The sequence below is a fragment of the Streptomyces sp. NPDC007971 genome, from assembly GCF_042958635.1.
GTDB lineage: Bacteria > Actinomycetota > Actinomycetes > Streptomycetales > Streptomycetaceae > Streptomyces.
Genome location: NZ_JBIBJK010000029.1, coordinates 68,077 through 88,296, shown reverse-complemented (window position 1 = coordinate 88,296; position 20,220 = coordinate 68,077). Strand labels below are relative to the sequence as shown.

General features: G+C 72.9%; 18 protein-coding genes and 1 pseudogene. 7 read left to right on the top strand and 12 right to left on the bottom strand.

The annotated features are described in order from the left end of the window. Positions 1-103 precede the first annotated feature (103 nt). Positions 104-622 carry a hypothetical protein gene (locus ACFZCP_RS40930; RefSeq protein ID WP_391440887.1) on the bottom strand — a complete coding sequence of 173 codons (519 nt, stop codon included), beginning with the start codon at positions 620-622 and terminating at the stop codon, positions 104-106. A gap of 482 nt (positions 623-1,104) precedes the next feature. On the opposite strand from ACFZCP_RS40930, the gene ACFZCP_RS40925 reads away from it, so the two are divergent. From ACFZCP_RS40925 to ACFZCP_RS40915, 3 genes are read left to right on the top strand one after another with little or no spacing between them, the layout of a single operon-like run. Continuing rightward, a complete protein-coding gene (locus ACFZCP_RS40925) occupies positions 1,105-1,485 on the top strand; it encodes a DoxX family protein (protein WP_362700545.1) in 381 nt (126 codons plus the stop codon). Continuing rightward, complete coding sequence (locus ACFZCP_RS40920; RefSeq protein ID WP_391440880.1) at positions 1,482-1,949, top strand: redoxin domain-containing protein; 468 nt, start codon at positions 1,482-1,484, stop codon at positions 1,947-1,949. The genes ACFZCP_RS40925 and ACFZCP_RS40920 overlap by 4 nt, the downstream gene beginning before the upstream one ends. Before the next feature lie 54 nt (positions 1,950-2,003). Further along, positions 2,004-4,334, top strand: coding sequence for a SpoIIE family protein phosphatase (locus tag ACFZCP_RS40915; protein ID WP_391440875.1), 2,331 nt, complete (start codon positions 2,004-2,006; stop codon positions 4,332-4,334). A gap of 72 nt (positions 4,335-4,406) precedes the next feature. On the opposite strand, the gene ACFZCP_RS40910 is transcribed toward ACFZCP_RS40915, so the two are convergent. Together ACFZCP_RS40910 and ACFZCP_RS40905 are read right to left on the bottom strand one after the other, a co-directional pair. Beyond that, a complete protein-coding gene (locus ACFZCP_RS40910; RefSeq protein ID WP_362700539.1) occupies positions 4,407-4,685 on the bottom strand; it encodes a hypothetical protein in 279 nt (92 codons plus the stop codon). Continuing rightward, positions 4,682-5,203, bottom strand: a complete 522-nt coding sequence (locus tag ACFZCP_RS40905; protein WP_391440867.1) for an MgtC/SapB family protein — start codon at positions 5,201-5,203, stop codon at positions 4,682-4,684. The genes ACFZCP_RS40910 and ACFZCP_RS40905 overlap by 4 nt, the downstream gene beginning before the upstream one ends. A gap of 282 nt (positions 5,204-5,485) precedes the next feature. Between ACFZCP_RS40905 and ACFZCP_RS40900 the strand changes: the two genes are divergently transcribed. Further along, positions 5,486-5,923, top strand: a complete 438-nt coding sequence (locus ACFZCP_RS40900) for a metalloregulator ArsR/SmtB family transcription factor (RefSeq protein WP_391440860.1) — start codon at positions 5,486-5,488, stop codon at positions 5,921-5,923. Between the two features lie 196 nt (positions 5,924-6,119). Here ACFZCP_RS40900 and ACFZCP_RS40895 read toward each other — a convergent pair. From ACFZCP_RS40895 to ACFZCP_RS40885, 3 genes and pseudogenes are all read right to left on the bottom strand, one after another. Next, positions 6,120-6,311: pseudogene (locus ACFZCP_RS40895) on the bottom strand (ATP-binding cassette domain-containing protein); the annotation flags it as partial. Between the two features lie 351 nt (positions 6,312-6,662). Further along, positions 6,663-7,271: a DNA polymerase ligase N-terminal domain-containing protein gene (locus ACFZCP_RS40890; RefSeq protein WP_391440855.1), complete on the bottom strand. Its 609-nt coding sequence runs from the start codon at positions 7,269-7,271 to the stop codon at positions 6,663-6,665. A gap of 59 nt (positions 7,272-7,330) precedes the next feature. Then, complete coding sequence (locus ACFZCP_RS40885) at positions 7,331-8,194, bottom strand: oxidoreductase (protein ID WP_362700530.1); 864 nt, start codon at positions 8,192-8,194, stop codon at positions 7,331-7,333. A 148-nt stretch (positions 8,195-8,342) separates the two neighbouring features. On the opposite strand from ACFZCP_RS40885, the gene ACFZCP_RS40880 reads away from it, so the two are divergent. Both ACFZCP_RS40880 and ACFZCP_RS40875 read left to right on the top strand, forming a co-directional pair. Beyond that, entirely contained in the window at positions 8,343-9,218 is an 876-nt protein-coding gene (locus ACFZCP_RS40880; protein WP_391440848.1) for a helix-turn-helix domain-containing protein, read from the top strand. 209 nt (positions 9,219-9,427) lie between these two features. Continuing rightward, the gene (locus ACFZCP_RS40875; protein ID WP_391440839.1) at positions 9,428-10,411 is read left to right on the top strand and encodes a TauD/TfdA family dioxygenase; all 984 of its coding nucleotides are present in this window, start codon (positions 9,428-9,430) and stop codon (positions 10,409-10,411) included. A 197-nt stretch (positions 10,412-10,608) separates the two neighbouring features. On the opposite strand, the gene ACFZCP_RS40870 is transcribed toward ACFZCP_RS40875, so the two are convergent. From ACFZCP_RS40870 to ACFZCP_RS40845, 6 genes are all read right to left on the bottom strand, one after another. Continuing rightward, positions 10,609-10,890 (bottom strand): hypothetical protein, encoded by a 282-nt coding sequence (locus ACFZCP_RS40870; protein ID WP_391440837.1) that lies wholly within the window; start codon positions 10,888-10,890, stop codon positions 10,609-10,611. 396 nt (positions 10,891-11,286) lie between these two features. Continuing rightward, positions 11,287-12,315, bottom strand: a complete 1,029-nt coding sequence (locus ACFZCP_RS40865; protein WP_391440834.1) for an LLM class flavin-dependent oxidoreductase — start codon at positions 12,313-12,315, stop codon at positions 11,287-11,289. Positions 12,316-12,382: 67 nt separating this feature from the next. Next, entirely contained in the window at positions 12,383-13,885 is a 1,503-nt protein-coding gene (locus tag ACFZCP_RS40860) for a metallophosphoesterase (protein ID WP_391440831.1), read from the bottom strand. Positions 13,886-14,010: 125 nt separating this feature from the next. Next, entirely contained in the window at positions 14,011-15,807 is a 1,797-nt protein-coding gene (locus ACFZCP_RS40855) for an alkaline phosphatase family protein (protein WP_391440828.1), read from the bottom strand. A 223-nt stretch (positions 15,808-16,030) separates the two neighbouring features. Continuing rightward, positions 16,031-16,891 (bottom strand): DUF427 domain-containing protein, encoded by an 861-nt coding sequence (locus ACFZCP_RS40850; RefSeq protein WP_391440823.1) that lies wholly within the window; start codon positions 16,889-16,891, stop codon positions 16,031-16,033. 208 nt (positions 16,892-17,099) lie between these two features. Continuing rightward, on the bottom strand, positions 17,100-17,969 hold the full coding sequence (locus ACFZCP_RS40845) for an alpha/beta fold hydrolase (protein WP_391440817.1): 870 nt from the start codon (positions 17,967-17,969) through the stop codon (positions 17,100-17,102). Between the two features lie 193 nt (positions 17,970-18,162). Between ACFZCP_RS40845 and ACFZCP_RS40840 the strand changes: the two genes are divergently transcribed. Beyond that, positions 18,163-19,878 carry an MOSC domain-containing protein gene (locus tag ACFZCP_RS40840; protein WP_391440809.1) on the top strand — a complete coding sequence of 572 codons (1,716 nt, stop codon included), beginning with the start codon at positions 18,163-18,165 and terminating at the stop codon, positions 19,876-19,878. The last annotated feature ends 342 nt before the right edge of the window (positions 19,879-20,220 follow it).

Here is a 20,220-nt window from a genome sequence, read left to right as displayed (position 1 = left end):
AGGTGTGAGGACGGTGAGGCACCCATGGGTCGAAGGCCCGTTCGGGGAAGGGGAGTTCCCGAACGGGCCTTCGACGCTTAGGTCGTACGACCTTCAGCGGTGCTCAGCACCACCGGACGGCGCGTCCCGTGCGGACGTAGCGCGCGGAGACGTACCCCTGGTGGTGGGGGAGCCGGTACCAGATGTGGTTGCCGAAGACCCGGGAGCCGTACGTCTTGCAGGCGACCCTCAGCAGCCGGTGGGCGTGCCGGTGGCCGATCACGCGGTAGTAGGTGCCCGGGCCGGAGCGGACGTTCAGCCGGGCGCGGTGCGTGACGACCCGGCCGACGACGGGCCGTGTGCGGTGGTACGACAGGCCCTGCATGGCGGCCCGTGCCACTCCCGGCGCGACGAGGTGGTGGGTGTGACGGTAGGAGAGCCGACGGTGGTGGGCGCGGTGCGTGTGCCGCCTGGCGTGGTGCTTGGGGCGCTTCGGGTGCTGCGCGGGGTGCTGTGCCGCCGCGGCGGCTGCCGGGCGCGGGGTGGTCGCGGCGCTCGCCGGGGTGGCCCCGGCCGCCGCGGGCAGGAACGCGAGCAATGCGACCGTGGTCAGCAGACCGCTCTTGATGGTCCGTCGGATCATGGAAACCTCCGGCTGTCGTTCTCGTGACCACGCAACGTGATCACGTCAGTCAGCGTTGCCGTGGCGGGCTGTCGGGATGCCGTCCCGGCATCCCGTGGGACGCCGGGGACGTGCCCGGGGACGGGCGGTGCGGCCGCTCCCCGGTCGAGCCGGTCGTCGGCCGGGAGGCGTCCCGCCGTCCTGTCCGTCTCCGTGAACGTGCCACTCCGCTTCGCGCGCCCCGGTCGTTTACTTGACGTAAGCAACCATGCGGAGAAGGTGCCGGATGTGTCCGGGGGCCGCTGCGGTGGCGGGGCTCGGGCTCCGGGCCGCTCGCTCCGGAGGCAGGGGCTGAGGGCGGGAGCCCGAGGCGCGACATCGGGCGGACGTCTCCGCGGGGAAGCCGTGCGCGGGTCGTTCGGCCGGAGCCGATCCTTCCGAAGGGGGCGCCCCTCGCCCTACCGTCGAGTAATATCCGGCGGCAGATCACCAGAGGAGGAACCGTGTCCCGGTCCGAACGATCACCCCTGCTGCTGGCCGGCCTGCTGGCCGCCGCCGGGGTCGCCCACTTCGCTTCCCCGAAGCAGTTCGACGCCACGGTCCCCCGGATCCTGCCGGGCTCGCCCAGGGCGTGGACGTACGGCAGCGGGGTCGTGGAGCTGGCGCTGGCGGCCGGGGTGGCCTCGCCCCGCACCCGCGCCGTGGCCGCCAGGGCGGCGGCCGCGTTCTTCGTCGGGGTCTTCCCCGCCAACGTGAAGATGGCCGTGGACTGGCGCCACCGGCCCGCCCCGCAGCGGACCGCGGCCCTGGCCCGGCTGCCCCTCCAGGTACCCCTCGTGCTGTGGGCCCGCGGCGTCGCCCGTGGCGGGGAGGAGCGGTCATGACGGAGCGCATCGAGGTCGGGGGCAAGGTCGAGGACTTCGCTCTGCCCGACGAGAACGGCACCGTCCGGCGGCTCACCGAGCTGCTGGCCGACGGGCCGGTCGTGCTGTTCTTCTACCCCGCCGCCCTGACCGCCGGCTGCACGGCCGAGGCCTGCCACTTCCGCGATCTCGCCGCGGAATTCGCGGCCGTGGGTGCCCGTCCCGTCGGAATCAGCGGCGACAGCGTCGAGCGCCAGCAGGAGTTCGCCGGGCGTCACACGCTCGGCATGCCCCTGCTCTCCGACGCCGACGGGGCGGTGCGCGAGCGGTTCGGCGTCAAGCGGGGTTTCGCCCTCGCGCCGACCAAACGGGTCACCTTCGTCATCGCGCAGGACCGCACGGTGCTGGAGATCGTCCGCAGCGAACTGCGCATGAACACCCACGCCGATCGGGCGCTGTCCGCACTCCGTACCCACCAGGGCTGAGCCGGGTCGTCTCCGCGCTTGATGCGTCGGAACATTCGGATCATCCTTGGGCATATGGAGCGTGTCGCGGCCGCGGCGATCATCGATGCCCAGGGCAGGCTGACCGGGTGGAGCGAGGGTGCGCGGCTGCTCACGGGGCACACGGCGGACGAGATCGTCGGCCGGCCGGCCGCCGGCCTCCTCGCCGAGGACGTACCCCCCAGTGTGCTCGCCGCACGCTCCGGCACCGTCGCACTGCGCCACCGCGACGGCCACCGGGTCGAGCAGGCACTCTCCGCCTGCCCGGTCCTCGGCCCGGGCGGCGAGGCGGCCGGATACGTGGTCACCGCCACCGTGCCCGGCACCGCCCTGGCCGACCAGGCCTTCCAGCAGGCGTCCATGTCCATGTCGGTCTTCGACCTCGGGCAGAGCTACCTGCGCGCCAACGCCGCCGCCTGCCGGCGGCTGGGTGTGGCCGAGGAGACGCTCGTCGGCCGGTTCTACCCGGAGACCGTGGAGGACACCGAGCACAGCCGGGGCTTTCTGAACCATCTGCGCCAGGTCACCGAGACCGGCCTGCCGGTGCGCTATGAGAGCTTCACCGGCACCCCCGCCCCCAACGGGGTGCATGCCTGGAGCATCGAGATGTGGCCCCTGCGGGAGGTGTCGGGCGAGTTGACCGGGGTCGCGCTGGCGGCGTTCGACAGCAGTGAGCAGTACCGGACCCGGCGCCGCCTCGCCCTGCTGAACGAGGCGGCCACCGGCATCGGCACCACCCTGGACGTGGTGCGCACCGCCGAGGAACTGGTCGAGCTGCTCGTCCCGCAGTACGCCGACTTCGCCAGCGTCGACCTGCTCGACTGGGTGCTCGGGGAGGACGAGCCACCCGTGGTCCCGGACGGCGGCATCACGCTGCGTCGCGTCGCGCACGGATCCACCCAGGAGGGCAACCCGGGTGTGGCCGTACACCTGGACGAGATGCACAGCTACCGGCCGTCCTCACCGCCGGCCCGCGCCCTGCAGGAGGGAGGCGCGGTGCTCGGCCGGACCGGCGAGCCCGACTTCGACGAGTGGCTCGCGGAGCGCAACGCGCGCAGGCCCGAGGGCCGCCCCTACCGCGAGGGCGTCCACTCCATGATCGCGGTGCCGCTGCTGGCCCGCGGCACCACGCTGGGCGTCGCGGTGTGCGTGCGCTCGCGCCATCCCGAGGACTATGCGCCCGACGACGCCGTCCTCGCCGAGGAGCTCGCCAGCCGCGCCGCCGTCTGCATCGACAACGCCCGCCGCTTCGCCCGCGAACGCAGCACCGCCCACGCCCTCCAGCACAGCCTGCTGCCCAGGGGGCTGCCCCGGCAGGCAGCGGTCGAGGTGGCCCACCGGTACCTGCCGTCCGGATCGCTGGCGGGCATCGGCGGCGACTGGTTCGACGTGATCCCGCTCTCCGGCAGCCGGGTCGGGCTGGTCGTCGGCGACGTGGTCGGCCACGGGATCCAGTCCTCGGCCACCATGGGCCGGCTGCGCACGGCCGTGCGCACGCTCGCCGACGTCGACCTGCCCCCGGACGAACTCCTCACCCACCTTGACGACCTCGTCACCCACCTGGCCGCCGAGGACAGCGGAGAGGAGGTCGCCGAGCTCGGCGCCACCTGCCTGTACGCCGTCTACGACCCCGTCTCCCGGCGCCTGTCCCTGGCCGCTGCCGGCCACCCGGCGCCGGCCCTCGTCCTGCCCGGCGGCACCCCCGAGTTCCTCCCCATGACCGCCGGACCGCCCCTCGGTGTCGGCGGGCTGCCTTTCGAGGCGATGGAGGTCGACCTGCCCGAGGGCTCGGTCGTCGCCCTCTACACCGACGGGCTGATCGATGACCGCGACCGGGACGTCGACCACGCCACCGACGAGCTGCGCCGCGCCCTCGGCGCGCCGGCCGACTCCCTGGAAGACCTCACCGACAACGTCCTCAAGGCCGTCATGCCCGAACAGCCCACCGACGACGTGGCCCTGCTCATGGTCCGCACCCGCGCCCTGGGCACCGATCGCGTCGCCACCTGGGACGTACCGCCCGATCCGGCGGAGGTGGCAGCCTTCCGGCAGGCGGCCACCGAGCAGCTGGCCGCCTGGGGACTGGAGGAGGCCGCGTTCGTCACCGAACTCGTCGTCAGCGAACTCGTGACCAACGCCATCCGCTACGGCGTACCGCCCATCAAGCTGCGCCTGATCCGCGACCGCGCGCTCATCGTCGAGGTCTCCGACGCCAGTTCCACCTCACCGCACCTGCGCCGGGCGCACGCCTACGACGAGGGCGGCCGCGGCCTGCTGCTGGTCGCCCAGCTCACCCAGCGCTGGGGCAGTCGGCAGACGGGCAGCGGCAAGACGATCTGGGCGGAGCAGCCGCTGCCCGAGGCGTGATCACCGCAACGGCCGGCCCGGATCCGGTGCGTCCCCGGAGAGCGGCGAGCCGTGCGGCAGCCCCGTTCCGCGTCACGGCCGGCCGTCGTCGCAGTGGTGCGGCGCGTACCGCGCCGCGATCCAGCGGCGCACGACCGCCACGGGCACGCGACCGTCGGCGGCGATCACGTGCGTGGGAATGCCCACGAGCCAGGCGGCGAGCGCGGCTCTGCGGAGACAGGCGGTGCGGGCGGCGAGTCCGGCCCGCAGCGCGCTCGCCGAGCCGGCGGTCAGCCCCGGGGCGTCCTCCGCCAGTTGCCGGGCGGCCCGGCGGACGGCGTGGCGGGCACGCAGGGTGTCGAGGTCGTTCATGCCACCGCCTCCCGCTGCGGGTCGAGGGCCGTGTCGTCCAGGTGCCAGTGCAGGTCGCGCACGCCCGGTTCCAGGGCCTCGCTGTCGGGGTCGCGCTGCGGAACGCGGTCGATCAGCCGGCCCGCGGGGCGCATTATCAGGTGAACGGCGAGCACGGTGGCCGTTCCGACGAGGCACAGCGCCAGTCGGCCGGAGGCGGCGAGAACACCGACCGCGGCCGAACACCACAGGGTGGCCGCGGTGTTGAGGCCACGCACACCGCCGCCCTCGCGCAGGATGACGCCACCGCCGAGAAAGCCGATGCCGGAGACGACGTAGGAGGCGACCCGGGTGGGGCTGCCGGCGTCGCCGACCGCCTCGCTGTAGAGGACGAAGAGCGTGGCGCCGACGGCCACGAGGGCGTTGGTGCGCAGACCGGCCATGCGGGCGCGCCCCTGCCGTTCGACGCCGATCAGGGCGCCGCAGGCGACGCCGGTGGCGAGACGGAGTGCGAAGGCGGCGGTGGTCAGGTTCGCCATGGGAACCTCCCCTCGCCCCGCCGGAACGGGACATGTCGAGGGCATGGCGGCCGCACGTCCGGCCGTGGAGCCGGGGGCTACCGGATGCCCGAGGAGCTGGGGGACACGGGGATGCGGGGCCTGTCGGGGCCCGGACTGCTGCTGCAGTCCATGTCGCTCACCTCCTCCTCGGCCGGGCCGGAACCGCCGCTGCGGGCTCCTCGGCGCCTTCCCCCATATTTGCACATCTACGCAATTAGCGCGCTGCGAGGCGCCCGGTGCACCACGGGCTACCCTATTTGCATGGAAGCGCAAGTAGCGTCGTGGGACGAGGAGCGGGCCGAGCGCTCGGTGGCGGTGCTCAAGGCGGTCGCCGACCCGTCGCGTCACCGGCTGCTGTGGGCGCTGAGCGAGCGGGAGCTGCCGGTCGGCCGACTGGCCGAGCTGATCAAGGCGCATGTCGCGGCCACCTCCCAGCACCTGGCGAAGCTGCGTGCGGCCGGGCTGGTCACGTCGCGCCGCGAGGGCACCCGCATTTTCTACCGGATCGCCGGCCCGCCGGTGCGGGCACTGCTGGAGAGCGCGGTGCTGGCCGCGGACGCGGCCGTCGCCGCGGAGGACGTCCCGGCGCCGGAAGCCGGGCGGGCGGCCGCCGTGGAAGCGAAGGCGGCGGCCGTCGTGCGCAAGCGACGCGCTCCCGCACGGGTGGCCGGGGTCCGGCGGACGGCCACGGAGCACTGACGCCTGCGCCTGCGGAACCGGCTCGGCCCCGGCCCGCACCGGTGGCCGCCGCGCACAGGTCGTCGTGCCCGTCGAGACGGCGCTTCTGCGGCTCGGCGTCGTTAGGAGTACAGCTCGGCGTGGCGGCCCCAGTCGGTGGCCGTCTCCAGCTGGCGGGTGACCCCCTGGCCGCACCCGGGTTGGCGCCGGTGAGCGGGGTGCCCTTGTGGGTGACGGCGCCCGAGCCGGCGGGCACGAGCCCGGCCAGGCAGCGCAGCAGCGTGGACTTGTCCGAGCCCGACTTGCCGAGCAGGGCGACGACTTCACCGGCACGGACCTGCAGGTCGATGCCGGACAGGACGGGCAGTTCGCCGACATCACGAAAAACCTCCGCCCCCCTCCCGGGCACGACGGAGCGCCGGACCGCGGCCTGTGCACCGACGGCAGGACGGGGGTCACCCGGGGTAGCACGGGGAAGGACGGATGAGCAGGAACGGACCGCCCGGGCGGTCGTGGTTGCCTCGTCGAAGGGAGCCGTGCCCGGCGCGGGAAAAGGGGGCCGTGCGGCCCCCGGCCGGCTGAAGTCAGCGAATGGCCTGGAGGCAGCGCCCACTGGGAGGGTCTGCACCCATGGCTGCCTCCGTTCCGTGATGCGGCTCTGCCCCGGACACGTCCGGACGGCAGGGCGCCGGCCGGGCGAGGGCGCCGCTGCCCGACGGGCAGGGCGTGCGGGGGAGCCGGGGCGGGCCGTCGCCCCCGGTCACCCCTCGCCGTCCGCGGCGACCTGGGCCAGGGTGCGGCCGGTGCGGACCGAGCGGGCCCGGCGGGGATCCGGGGTGGCGTGGCCCGCCGGCCGGGCCGTTCCCTTGCGCACCAGCAGCCAGGCCTCCTGACCGTCCCGGCCGCCGCGGAAGCGGGTGAGGGCGTACTCGCCGTGCAGCTTGGTGCCGTGCAGCCGGAAGGTGGCGTGCCCGCCCCCCAGGGACCGGGCGAAGTCCACCGGACGCCCCCTGCGGTCATGGCTGAGGGGCTCGTACGTGCCGTTGTCCCAGACGATCACGGTGCCGCCCCCGTACTCCCCCTTCGCGATCACGCCCTCGAAGTACTCGTACTCCAGCGGGTGGTCCTCGGTGGGCACGGCAAGCCGCTTGTCCCCGGGGTCCGTGGACGGGCCCTTCGGGACGGACCAGGACTTCAGGACGTCGCCCACCTGGAGCCGGAAGTCGAAGTGCATCCGGCGCGCGTCGTGGATCTGCACCACGAACCGGGGCTCCCCGCCCGCGGACGCCGGCGCCCTGCCCGACGGCTCGTGGGTCCGCTCGAAGTCGCGCCTGCCGCGGTAGGTCCGCAGCCGGTCCTCCGCCACCACGTGCGGCTCCCTTCCGTGCGTCCGCCCCACGGGCTCCCGAGTACCCCGGCGGCGGACCTTCAGCCGCCGATGCCGTCCAGCTCCGCCACCGTGTCCTCGGGCAGGACCAGCGTGGCCGCGGCGAGGTTCTCGCGCAGGTGCTCCGGGGACGAGGTCCCGGGGATGACCGCGATGTTCGGCGAGCGGCGCAGCAGCCAGGCCAGGGCGACCTGCTGCGGCGAGGCTCCCAGCCGAGCGGCGGCCTTCGACAGCGCCTGCGACTGCAAGGGGGTGAAGCCGCCGAGCGGGAAGTACGGCACGAAGGCGATGTTCTGATCCGCCGTCCGCTCCACCAGGGCGTCGTCCTGCCGGTTGGCCAGGTTGTACAGGTTCTGCACCTCGGCCACCGGCGCGATCGCCCGCGCCTCCTCCAACTGCGCCGCGGACGCCGTGCTGAGCCCGAGGTGCCGGACGAGCCCCTGCTGCCGCAGCTTTGCCAGGGCGCCGAACTGCTCGGCGACCGAGTCCTCGTTCGGGGTGTCCATGTCGCCCAGCCGCAGATTGACCAGGTCCAGCGTCTCCACGCCGAGGCTGCGCAGGTTGTCGTACACCTGCGCCTTCAGGTCCTCGGGATGCCGGGAGACGATCCAGCTGCCGTCGGCCCCCCGCCGGGCACCGACCTTGGTGACGATGTGCAGGCCGTCCGGGTAGGGGTGCAGAGCCTCCCGGATGATCTCGTTGACGACCACGGGCCCGTAGAAGTCGGCGGTGTCGATGTGGGTGACGCCCGCCTCCACCGCCGCGCGGAGCACCGCCACGGCCCGGGCCCGGTCCTTCGGCGGGCCGAAGACGTGCGGTCCCGCCAGCTGCATGGCGCCGTAGCCCATGCGGGTCAGGGCCAGTCCGTGCGCCGGGGTGACGGTGCCGCCGAGCTGTTCAGTCATGTCGTACCTCTCGTGATGTGCCGGGTCACCCTTGCCTTCGGTGATCTGTCTCCACCGTGCGGCCGACGCGCCCCGGGCGGCAGTGCTCCCGCGTTCCTGGGAGTGGCAGGGACAGCCACCGTCACCGGCACGGCCGTACGGTGGTGTCATGGACGGTACGAACGCGCTCGGCGAGTTCCTGCGCGCCCGCCGGGCGCAGGTGCGGCCCGAGGACGTGGGGCTGCCCGGCTCGGGCCTGCGCCGGGTGCCGGGGCTGCGCCGCGAGGAGGTCGCGATGCTCTCCGGCATCAGCTCCGACTACTACCTGCGTCTGGAGCAGGGCCGCGACCGCCACCCGTCCGCCCAGGTCCTCGCGGCGATCTCCCGTGTGCTGCGGCTGGACGCCGACGCCACCTCCCACCTCCTCGGCCTGGCCCGGGACCGCCCCGCCGACGCCCGCCGCCCGTCCCGCGCGGGGACGGCGCGCCGGCCGGAACCGGTGTCCTCCAGCCTCCTCCAGCTCATCGACGGCTGGCCCCGCAACCCCGCCTACCTCCAGAACCGGTACACCGACTGCCTCGCCGCCAACACCCTTGCCACGGCGCTCACCGCGAACTACACGCCCGGCGTCAACCTGCTGCGGGCCGTCCTCCTCGACCCCGCCGAGCGCGCACTGCGCCGGGACTGGGACGACCTCACCGAGGAGGGCGTCGCCGCTCTGCGCGCCACTGCCGGACTCGACACCGACGACCCGCGGCTGCGCGACCTGGTCGGCGATCTGTCCCTGCGCAGCGAACGCTTCCGCACGCTCTGGGCCCGGCACGACGTACGGCCCCGGCGCGGCCGGGTCAGCCGTCTGAGCCACCCGCAGGTCGGCGACCTCGACCTGTACTCGAACAAGCTCTCCGTGGACGGCACCGACGGCCTCACCCTGGTCGTCTTCCACGCCGAGCCCGGCAGCCGCAGCGACGAACTCCTCGACATCCTCGGCAGCCTCGCCGCGCCCCGGTCCGGCGCCCGGCAGGAACACGCGGAGGAGCAGTGACCGGCCACGTCGAGCGTCGTCTGACCGGCCGCCGCCGTCGGCCACGCACGGCGCGGGACCTTTGGCACCGCCCGCGGCCCACTCGCCCGGGCCGGCCCCCGGCGTCGAGCGCCGTCAGCCGGCGATCATGAGCGCAGGCCCTGTCGCCAACGCACCGCACGGCTGTCACGATCTCTGCAGAGCCCGTACGGACGACCTTCGGAGCGCGTATGACGACTCACAGGGACACAGCGGAACGAGCCGGGCGGGCGGAGCCGGTCGAGGGCGTCGACGTACGGCCGGTGGCCGGGCACATCGGCGCCGAGATCACCGGCATCGACCTCGCGGAGCCCCTCGACGACGCCGTGGTGTCCCTGATCAGGGAGGCGCTGCTGCGCTGGAAGGTGGTGTTCTTCCGCGGGCAGCGCCTGGACCACGCCGGGCATGTCGCCTTCGCCCGCCGCTTCGGCGAGCCGGTCGTGCTCGGCCGGCGCGGCAGCGCCTCCCCGGCCGGCGTCCCCGAGGTGGAGACCACCGCGGACCGGCTGGAGCTGGGCGGCCGCTTCGGCATGGAACACCAGGAGTGGCTGCAGCGCCGCCGGCACACCCTGCTGCGCGGCTGGCACTGCGACCACGGCGCCCGCATCGACCCGCCGGCCGCGACCGTCCTGCGCGCCGAGACCGTTCCGCCGTACGGAGGGGACACCACCTGGGCCAACCTGGCCGCCGCCTACGCCGGACTGTCGGCGCCGGTCCGCGCCTTCGTGGACGGACTGCGTGCCGAGCACCGGCTCGGTGTCGGCTACCAGCCGCGGCCCGGCGACGACGCCTACGTCCGCCATCTGCTGGACCACCAGGTGGCGTCCGTGCACCCGCTGGTGCGCGTGCACCCGGAGACGGGGGAGCGGGTGCTGTTCGTCAACGGCTACTACCTGGAACAGATCACCGGCGTCTCCCGGCCGGAGAGCGCGGCCCTGCTGGAGATGCTCCTGGAGCAGGCGGTCCGCCCCGAGTACACGGTCCGCTTCCGCTGGGAACCCGGCAGTGTCGCCTTCTGGGACAACCGGGCCACCATCCATCTGGCCCCCGGCGACAACGCCCACCTGGACTTCCCCCGGATCATGCACCGGGTGATGCTCGCGGGCGACGTACCGGTGGGCGTGGACGGCACACCGTCCGAGGCGGTCACCGGCACGCAGGCCGGCCGCTGGTGAGCGGGTGCCGCCTCACGGCGACGGATACGTGAGCATCCATCGCCGGTACGTCCAGGTGCTCTTGTCGTCCCCGTTGTCCGCCGCGCTGTCGCGTGGCGGACAACGGGCACGGATCACCAGGGTCCGGTGGCCGGGGGAGAAGGAGGAGTCGAACGGGGCGGGCGGTGCCGGCTTGACGGTCGACGGGCAGACGACCGTCAAGGGCAGCGGGACGGACCCGAGGACGCGGTGCGAAGGGGGTGCCAGAAGATCAGGCGGGCGTCCTGCAGGACCGTCGTGACGCGGCCGTCGTCGGCCATCGGGTAGATCGGGCCGCGCCGGGTACCGATGGTCTTGTCCGCAATGATGCTGCCGCCCCCCGGGCGGGGCTGGCCCGGCACGGCCGAGGCACTCGGCAGCGGGCTGGTCGAACGGTGGTCCAGCAGCAGCGCGTGGCGGAACGTTCCGTAGACGATCGGATCCAGTTCCCAGGTGGTCATGGCGGCGGGGCGGGTCACGTCGTCGGGGACGGCGGCGAGAAGCCGTTCGCCCCGGCCCCGGAAAGCCGCCGTCCCCTCCCTCCCCGTCGTCCCGGTTGTCCCCGTTGTCCTGGACTGTCGGTGTTCGTGCTCGTGTCCGTGCCGGGTCCGGGCCGTCGCCGTCGTCGCTGCGCTGTCCGTGTTCCGGGTCCGGGCGGCCCGCGCCGCCCTCTCCGGCAGCAGCCGGTAAACCCGCCGCCACTCGACCTCCCCCTGAGCCGTCGCCCGGGTCGGGCGCGTCCGCGTCCGGCGCCGGGATCGCCGTCCTGTGCGCCTCTCACTCATACGAGGGCCGGCGCGGTGACGCAGGAGGAGTACCGGGCCACCGGCGCCTCCACGGATTGTTCGCAACCCGGCTCAGCCGGCCGGCCGCCACCCCAGGGCCGGGCCCAGCTTCGTCGCCATGTCCGTGAGGATCTGGACGTAGTCCTCGTGCTCGAAGGTGAACGGCAGCGCGAACGCCACCTCGTCGATCTCGCGGAACGCGGCGTGCGCGTGCAGCCGCTCGGCGAGTTCGTCGGAGGTGCCGACCAGGTCCGGGGCGAACAGGAGGCGTGCCGGACCCTGCGGGGAGGCCGTGCGGGGGAGGCGTTTGGCCGCGTACTCCTCGTACCTGGCGCGCTGTGCGGGGCTCGCGGAGTCCGTCGGGATCACCACCAGGCCCTGGGAGACGCGGGCCGCGTCCCCGTCGGGGTGGCGGGCGCGGAACGCGCGGATGTGGGACCGCTGGATCTCGGCGAAGTCCTGCGGTCCCTCCGGATCGCCGGCCTTGACGACACTGCTGGTCAGGAAGTTCATCCCGTGCTCGCCCGCCCACCGGGCCGAGCCGGGACTGGCGCCGCCGTACCACAGCCGGCCGCCGAGCCCGGGGGAGTGCGGCTGCACGACGTCGGAGAACACCTCGAATCCCTCCACCCCGCTGAAGCCGGTGGCCGGCGTGCCGCGCACGAGGTCCAGCAGCCGCCGCACCCGCTCGTAGGTGAAGTCCTCGGTGTCGGCGGTGTCCGGGTACAGGGCCTCCTTGACCTGCTCGAAGTGCATCGGCGGGCCCACGCTGACCCCGGGGTTCAGACGGCCGCCGGACAGGATGTCCACGGTCGCCAGGTCCTCGGCGAGGCGCAGTGGGTTCTCCCAGCCCAGCGGGATCACCGCGGTGCCCAGCTCGATGCGGTGGGTGCGCTGCGAGGCCGCCGCCAGCACCGCGACGGGGGAGGAGATGCCGTACTGGAGGTGGCGGTGCCGGACCCAGGCGCTGTCGAAGCCCAGCCGCTCGCCCAGCTCGATGATCTCCAGCGTGGACGCGTGGCCCCGGGCGGGATCGGCCGCGTCGAACAGACCGATCGTGAGGAAACCGAGCTTGCGCAGCGGGCGGGGCGTGGACGGCACGGGCTCCTCCAGCGGGCGTACGTCGTTTCGCCTTCGATTCTGGCAGGCGAATGTGACAGGCGTGTGATCACTTCAGCGCGATGGTGACCTCGTCCTCGACCGGCGGATCGAGCTCTTGGGGCCGGTTGCCCGTGGCGGCGAAGCAGCGCAGCCGTACCGCCTCCGGGGTCACGTCCAGACGCAGGAAGCACTTGAAGAACGGCGGGCTGTAGGTGGCGGAGCCGGGCGAGAACAGCTGGGTGTAGAGCTTGCGCACCGGCAGCCGGAAGCGGGAGGCGCGGTCGGGGCGGCCACCGGTGCCCAGCAGGCCCGCGACCAGGCGGGTGCGCCGTGTGACCCGGGCGTCCGGGCCGGGCGCCCGGCCCGGCTCGATGCCGAGCCGTTCGGACACGACGGCCGTCGCCTCGGACTCGGTGAGGGTGAAGAAGCGGCGCAGGCGCAGACGGCGGCCGTACAGGCGGCTGTAGAAGGCGAGCGAGTCGCCGCGCAGCGGATAGCAGCGGAAGTCCCGCTCGGTGACGTTCGCGACCGACACCCGCGGGATGGTGTGCGTGGCGTGCATGAACGCGCCGCCGCCGCCCGCGACCACGTACTGGACGGTCCGGCCGTCCACGTCGACCGGGTAGCGCTGGTAGTTGTGGATGTCGCCGCCGATCGCGGCCACGTAGTGGTGTTCCGGGTCGCGGACGATGTCGTCGACCGTGCCGCCGCCCTCGATGGCGCAGGGGTGGTGTTCGCCGTCCACGTACAGCGGCGAGCCCGTGATCAGGATCTTCGGCTTCGGCCCGCGGGAGATCTCCCGCAGCCAGGCGCCCTGTTCGGCGTCGATCGTGCCGAGCAGCCCGGTGTCGATGCCGACGATCCGCACCGGCCCGGCGTCGATCGCCCAGTACGGCCCCGGCTGCACGGCCTGTTGCTCCGGCGTCGACCGCAACTTCCTTGCGTCGGCGAGCTGCTGACCGTCCGTCGGGCGCGGCCGGTGCCACAGCAGGGAGCGCCACCAGGCCCGGGTGAGCGGGCGGGGTGCGGGCTCGGGGGCGAGCGGCGGTGCGTCGGCGCAGAAGACGCGCATGAACGCGCCGAGGTCCTCGTACCAGTCGTGGTTGCCCGGTACCGCGTATATCGGGGCCGGGTAGTCCTGGTACGGCCGGAAGAACTTGGTGCCGTAGTCGTCCGCGCTGCCCACGGGATAGATCACGTCGCTCGCGATCACCGCGAACTCGGTGTCCTGACCGGCCTTCAGAAAGCCCGGAACGACGGAGTACTGACAGGCGTCCCCCTCACCGGTGTCGCCGATGACCATGAAGGAGAATCGGTCCGGCACGTCCCGCCGGATCACCCTGTCGGCAGGTGCTCCCGCCTCGGCCCGCTGTGCCGCCCAGCGGCTGCGGGTACGGCCCGTCGGATCGCCGAACCAGGACGCGAGCACCCCGTTCCGGGCGGCCCACAGGGTCCTCGGGTTCAGCCACGACAGCTTCTCGACGTGGACGGGCATGAGTTGCTGGTAAGCGCCGCGTTCGGCCGAGCCCCAGCCGGCGCCCTGCGCGGTATCGCGTGAGGAGTCAGACACGCCGTGCACGGTAACAACGGGCCTGTCCCGTCCGTCCGGAGGGGCCCGCCGACGGATACGGCTCCGGGTGCGGCGCTGCCGCTGCACCCGGAGTCCGCCGCGATGTCGCGACCCGTGTCCGCGGATCAGCCCACGGTCAGGGAGAACGGCCCGGCCAGTACCGAATAGCCGTCATTGGACAGGTAGTACACGTCGTAGGTGCCCGTGCCGCGCAGCTTGGAGGTGGCGAAGGTCGCCGTACCGCTGGCGTTCGGGGTGTAGGACCAGGTGAGCGAGGACTGATGGCCGGGGGCGACGCCCGCCGGGTAGATGCCGATCCAGTTCTTCGCGTTCGCCTGCGCGGCGGACGGCACCGAGTAGCGGAAGGTGACGTTGCCGCCGTCGGCGACCGCGTTCAGGTCGCCGGTGAGCGTCGGCGTCGTCGCGGTCGACGGTGCGAAGGCGGCGTTCAGCGGCGTCGCGTAGGTGTCGTTGCCGGTCAGCCCGGGCAGGCCGAGGGCCGCCTCGATGGTGCGGCCGATGCCGTAGTGGTCGTAGTGGGCCGGGCTGCTGGTCCCGGCCGGGACGGTGCCCTGCGAGCCGACGACCGTCGTGGCGATGTGGTTGTAGGCCTCGCTCTGGCTCTCGTCCCAGGTGAGGACGAGCAGGGAGCGCTGCTGGGTCCACGCGGGTGAGGACAGCACCGGGGCGAGGGTCTGCTTCAGCCAGCCGTCCTGCGTCTTCAGGCTGGTGGGGCTGCCGTTGCCGGACGCCTCGCCGTCGTAGTAGTCGTCCGCGGCGATCCAGGAGAAGTTCGGCGTGGTCGAGGCCGACTTCAGGTCGGTGGTCAGCTGCGAGGTGTCGAAGAGGTGGGCGGCGCAGCGGGACGGGTTCTGGCTGATGTCCGTGTAGTTGATGAACGGAGCGTCGTCGGGCTCGTAGTAGCTGTCGTTCGCGTTGCTGGTGTTGCAGGGCGTGCCCATGCCCTGCTCGTAGGCCTTCCAGCTCTTGCCGGCCGCTTCCAGGGTGTCGCCGAGGTTGCGCTGCGGGGAGTTGATGTTCGGCCAGTAGGTGGCGCCCTTGGCGTAGGTGTCGCCGCCGGCGACGGCGAGGTAGTTCTCGTCGCTCGGGTGGTAGACACCGTGGAAGTCGGTCAGGTTCGCGCCCTGGGCCATCAGGCTGTGCATGTAGGGCGTGTCGGCCGGGTCGTTCATGACCTCGGAGTAGTCGGTGTTCTCCATCATGACCATGAACACGTGGTCGTAGCCGGGCACCTTCGACACGGGCGGGGCGAGCGGCGCCGGCGTGGTCACGGGGGTGTCCAGGGTGAGGGAGAGGTTGTCGAGGTAGCCGGTCTCGTGGGACGTCGACAGGAACTGCACCTCGACCTGGATGGAGCGGGTCCCCGCGGGGACCGTGCCGGTGGTGGTGCGGGAGAGGAACTTGGTGGCCTGGCCCCGGTCGGAGGCGGACACCGTCGGGAGCTTGGCCGTCGTGCCGAGCGGGTGGCCGTCCGCGCCGCGGAAGTGCAGAGCGACGGCGGCGTATCCGCCGTAGACGGTCCAGCCGCCGAGCCAGCCGGAGAGGTGGTAGCCCACGCCCCCGCCGTCGATGGCCGTGGCCGCCGAGGAGACGTCCACGGTCTGCGTCATCGAGCCGTCACCGAAGTTGCCGGGCCCGAAGAAGGCCTTGCCGGGGGTGCTGCCGTCGCCGGGCAGCCCGAAGGAGGCGACGGAGTGGCACATGACGTCCGGCCCGCCGGCCTGGGTGGTCCAGCCGGGCACCGTGGTGGCCGAGGCCCAGTCGTCGGTGCAGTAACCGCCGGCCTCCGCGTCGCCGTTGACGATCAGATTGCCGCTGCTCCCGGCCGCATGGCCCGGCGGAGCGCAGACGATGAGGGCGCCGAGGAGGGCCAGCAGCCCGCCGAGGGATCTCCCGCGCATGCGCATTCGTGTACCTCGTCCCGTTGAGGAGGATGTCGTGAGGGTGAGGGCCGTGCGGCCCGGCTGTGCACGATGAACGGGACATGGGTATCGGCCGGTGCTGTCGAACGGAAGAACCGCGGCCAAACTTGACCAGACAAGTTGGCACGGAGCCGGTCAGGGGGGCTGGGCCTTGGCGGTGGCGCCGGGCACCAGGAGCCGGGGTGTCCGGCGTCCTGCGCCGTCAGTGCGGTGCGACCTCCTCGACGTCGAGACCACGGTCGATGCCGTGGGGGACGACGTTCTGCCCGGGTTCGAGACGCAGCCGCGTGCCGTCCAGACGGACCTCGGCCTTGTCCGGCTCGTACGACACCATGTCGCCGATCCTGTCGACCTCCCGGTAGGCGTTGCGGTACGACCAGGCAGCGCGCGGTGCGTCGTCGATGTCGTAGTAGTCGCACAGGCCCTTGTAGGGGCAGAACGTCCGGCCGTCGACGGGGCGCAGCCGGCTCTCGTCGATGTCGGCGCGCGGGACGTACCAGCGCGGGGCGAACCCGGACTCGAAGAGCACCAGGGGGCGTTCGGACCGGGCGATCAGGTCGTCGCCGAGCCGGACTTCGAGGGTCCGGGAGGTGCTGCGGATGTCGATGCGGTGGTACGGGTCCGCAGCGTGTCCGAGGATGCGTTCGTCCTCCTCGTAGAACCCGTCCATGGCCCGCCAGGCGAAGGCGACACGGCCCCGCAGGTCGGCGGCGTGGCCGGGGAGGGCGGTGAACTCCCACGCGGCGCGCTCGGCGCTGCGCCCGCCCGCCCGCACCGCGAACCAGGCAGTCTCGCCGAGGTCCTGGTGCCGGGTGGTCCTGCCGTTGCCGGCCAGGACCTTCTCGTCGATGTCCTCGCGGGGGAAGTAGGCGACCGGGTAACGGCCCGGTTCGTGCAGGAGGACGACGTCCTCGCTGTCGGCGATCCAGGTGTCGTTGAACCTCACCCGCATGCGGCGGCGCAGCCGCTCGGCGAACAGGAGCCGCCCGGCCAGCGGGCCGGGGGTGAGGAAATGTCCGACGGTGCCTGCGGAGAGGGGGCCTTGCTGCCAGGAGAGTCCCATGAGAGGTCCTTCCGGGACGGGGTGGGCGCGCGGGCGCGCCGCGGAGTGCGGTGGTGGTGGCCCCTGCCGGCGGCGCGGGCGGTGCGTGCCGGCGCGTGGGCCACCCGGATGTCGGGCCCGCACGTCGGGTCTCGGGCGTCGGGTCCCGGACGTTGGGTTCCGGACGTCGGGTCTCGGGCGTCGGGCCCCGGACGTCAGGTTCCGGAGGTCAGGTGAGAACGCGGGCGAGGAAGTCGCGGATGTGCTCGGTGATCGCCCCGAGGTGGCTCTCCAGGGCGAAGTGCCCGGATTCGAGCAGATGGATCTCGGCGCCGGGCAGGTCCCGGCTGAACGCCTTGGCGCCCTCGGGGCCGAAGATCTCGTCGTTCGCTCCCCAGACCGCCAGCAGCGGGACCTGTGCATCGCGGAAGTACCGGTGCACCTGGGGGTAGAGGTCCACGTTGGTCGGGTAGTCGCGGAAGAGCCGGAGCTGGATCTCGTCGTTGCCGGGACGGTCCAGGAGCGCCTGGTCGTGGACCCAGTTGTCGGGGCTGACGAGGCTGGGGTCGGCGACTCCGTTCACGTACTGCCACCGGGTGACCTCGGCGGTCAGGGCCCCGCGCATCGGAGCCTCGGTGTCGGGCCCGGGGTCCTTGGCGTAGGCGAAGACACCGTCCCAGAAGGGTCTGACGAAGCCGTCTTCGTAGGCGTTGCCGTTCTGGGTGATGATCGCGGTGATGCGCTGCGGGGACTGCAGGGCCAGGCGCCAGCCGATGGGGGCGCCGTAGTCCTGGACGTACATCGCGAAGCGGTCGATGCCCAGGTGCTCCAGCAGGCCGGAGGTGACCTCGGTGAGGGCTTCGAAGGTGTATGGGAAGTCCTGCGGGGAGGGCATGGCGGACTGGCCGAACCCGATGTGGTCGGGGGCGATCACGTGGTAGCGATCGGCGAGCGCCGGAATCAGGTGGCGGAACATGTGTGAGCTGGTCGGGAAGCCGTGGAGGAGGAGCAGGACCGGTGCCTTGCGGTCTCCGGCCTCCCGGTAGAAGACCTCGAGACCCCCGACGGCGGCGGTGCGGTGGTGGACTGCCGAGCCCATATCTCTAACCCCTCTCTCGCGCTTTGACGGTTACGCATTCAGTCGAGCATGCGGAATCTAACCTGTCAAGGCCGTTTAAGTGGTTACATCGTGATCGTGCGCGCCCTCGCGTCCGCAACTAGGATCGGCCGGAGTGCACCCGGCACAGCGCCTCGAAGGGCTGCCCCCGTCGGCCACCCGCAGGAGGTCCGCGATGGCGACGCTGCTCTCCGTCAATGTGGGAATGCCCGAGGACGTCCCCTGGCAGGGCAGGGTCGTCCGCACCGGGGCCTGGAAAACCCCCGTGCACGGACCCCGGATGGTGCGCCGGCTGAACGTCGACGGAGACGGCCAGGGCGACCTGGCCGGGCACGGCGGCGAGATCCGTGCGGTACTCGTCTACCAGTTGGAGTCCTACCGTCACTGGCAGAAGCATCTCGGACGCGACGACCTGACCTTCGGGATCTTCGGCGAGAACTTCACCGTCGACGGGCTGCCGGACGACGAAGTGTGCATCGGTGACCGGTACCGCATCGGCGAGGCCGAATTCGAGGTCACCCAGCCGCGGGTCACCTGCTACCGGGTCGGCATGCGCCTGGGTGAGCCGGCCATGCCCGCCCTGTTGGTCGCCCATCACCGCCCCGGCTTCTACCTGCGTGTCCTCACCGAGGGGCACGTCCGGGCCGGCGACGAGATCACCCTGCTCGGCAAGGGGCCCGAAGAACTCAGCGTCGCCGACACCGACGCACTGCTCTATCTCCCCGGCCGCGACCCCGGGATGCTGCACCGAGCGCTGAACATCCCCGCCCTCAGCCCCGGTTGGCAGCAGTCCTTCCGCGAACTCGCCGCCGCGCGACGCCCCGTACAGGAGCCGGGATGGCAGGGCTTCAGGGCGATGCGCATCACCCGTGTCGTCCCCGAGACAGCCACCGTCTCGTCGATCTACCTCACCGCCACCGACGACGCGCCCCTGCCCGAGGCCCGCCCGGGCCAGTACCTCTCCGTCCGCCTCTCCGTCGGCGATGCCGGCCCCGCGGTGCGCAGTTACTCCCTGTCCGGCGCGCCCGCGGCCGACACCTACCGCATCGGCGTCAAACGCGAGAGCCGGGGGAGGGTCAGCGCCTACCTCCACGACGCGCTCCGTCCCGGTGACCTCGTGGACGTCGCGAGCCCCCGCGGAACGTTCGTCCTCGAAGAGGGCACCCGTCCGGTCGTCCTGGTCTCCGCAGGGATCGGCGCCACCCCCGTGCTCGCCATGCTCCACCGGCTCGCCGCCTCGCGGGCCCCGCGTCCCGTGTGGTGGATCCATGTCGCCCGCGACCGCGCCCGCCATGCCTTCGCGGACGAGGCCCACGCGCTGCTGGCCCGGCTCCCCGACGCCCACGAGCACATCCACTACACCGCCGAAGACGCCCCGCAGGCCGACGAGTTCACCGTCACCCGGGGCCGCCCGACCGCCGCGACCATCGCGGCCATGGGGGTTCCGGCGGACGCGGACGCCTACCTCTGCGGGCCGCCCGCCTTCATGGACGACCTCGGCGCCGGCCTGCGCGAGCGGGGCCTGAGCCCCGAGCGGATCCACACGGAACAGTTCAGCGCCCTGCCCGCCGTCAATCCCGGTGTGACGCCCACCGCCGCCGTGCGGCCGCACCGGCCGCCCGGTCCGCCGGGCACCGGCCCCCTCGTCACCTTCGCCCGCAGCGGCATCACCACCCCGTGGTCACCCGCGCACGCCTCGCTCCTCGGCCTCGCCGAAGCCTGTGACATCCCCACCCGCTGGTCCTGCCGCACGGGGGTCTGTCACACCTGCGTCACCCCCCTGGTGTCCGGCGGCATCACCTACACCACCCCGCCGCTCGAACCGCCCGAGGCCGGCACCGTCCTCGTCTGCTGCTGCGAACCGAGCACCGAAGTCGTCCTCGACCTCTGACCGGCCGGCCCACCGGCACCGACACTGACACCGGGATCGACACCGGCACCGGCACCGGCACCGGCACACGGTGGGCGCGCCGCCGCCCGCCCCTCGCAGTGCAGGGCCGCCGCAGTGCAGGGCCTGCCGCGCCGGGGCCCGGCAAGGCGCCCCGCTCTTCCCGGCCGCCGCATCCGCGCCTGCGATGTCTCTTCCGCATGCGGGGTGCCGGTACGACACTGCGAGTGCGTCACGGGCCTGCCGGTCCGCGCCGGGCGACATAGGGAAAACCCTCGAATGCCCCTCATATGGCTGACATGTGCGGGTCAAGACTGAAATCCTCCCCCAACACACAGTTCCTCC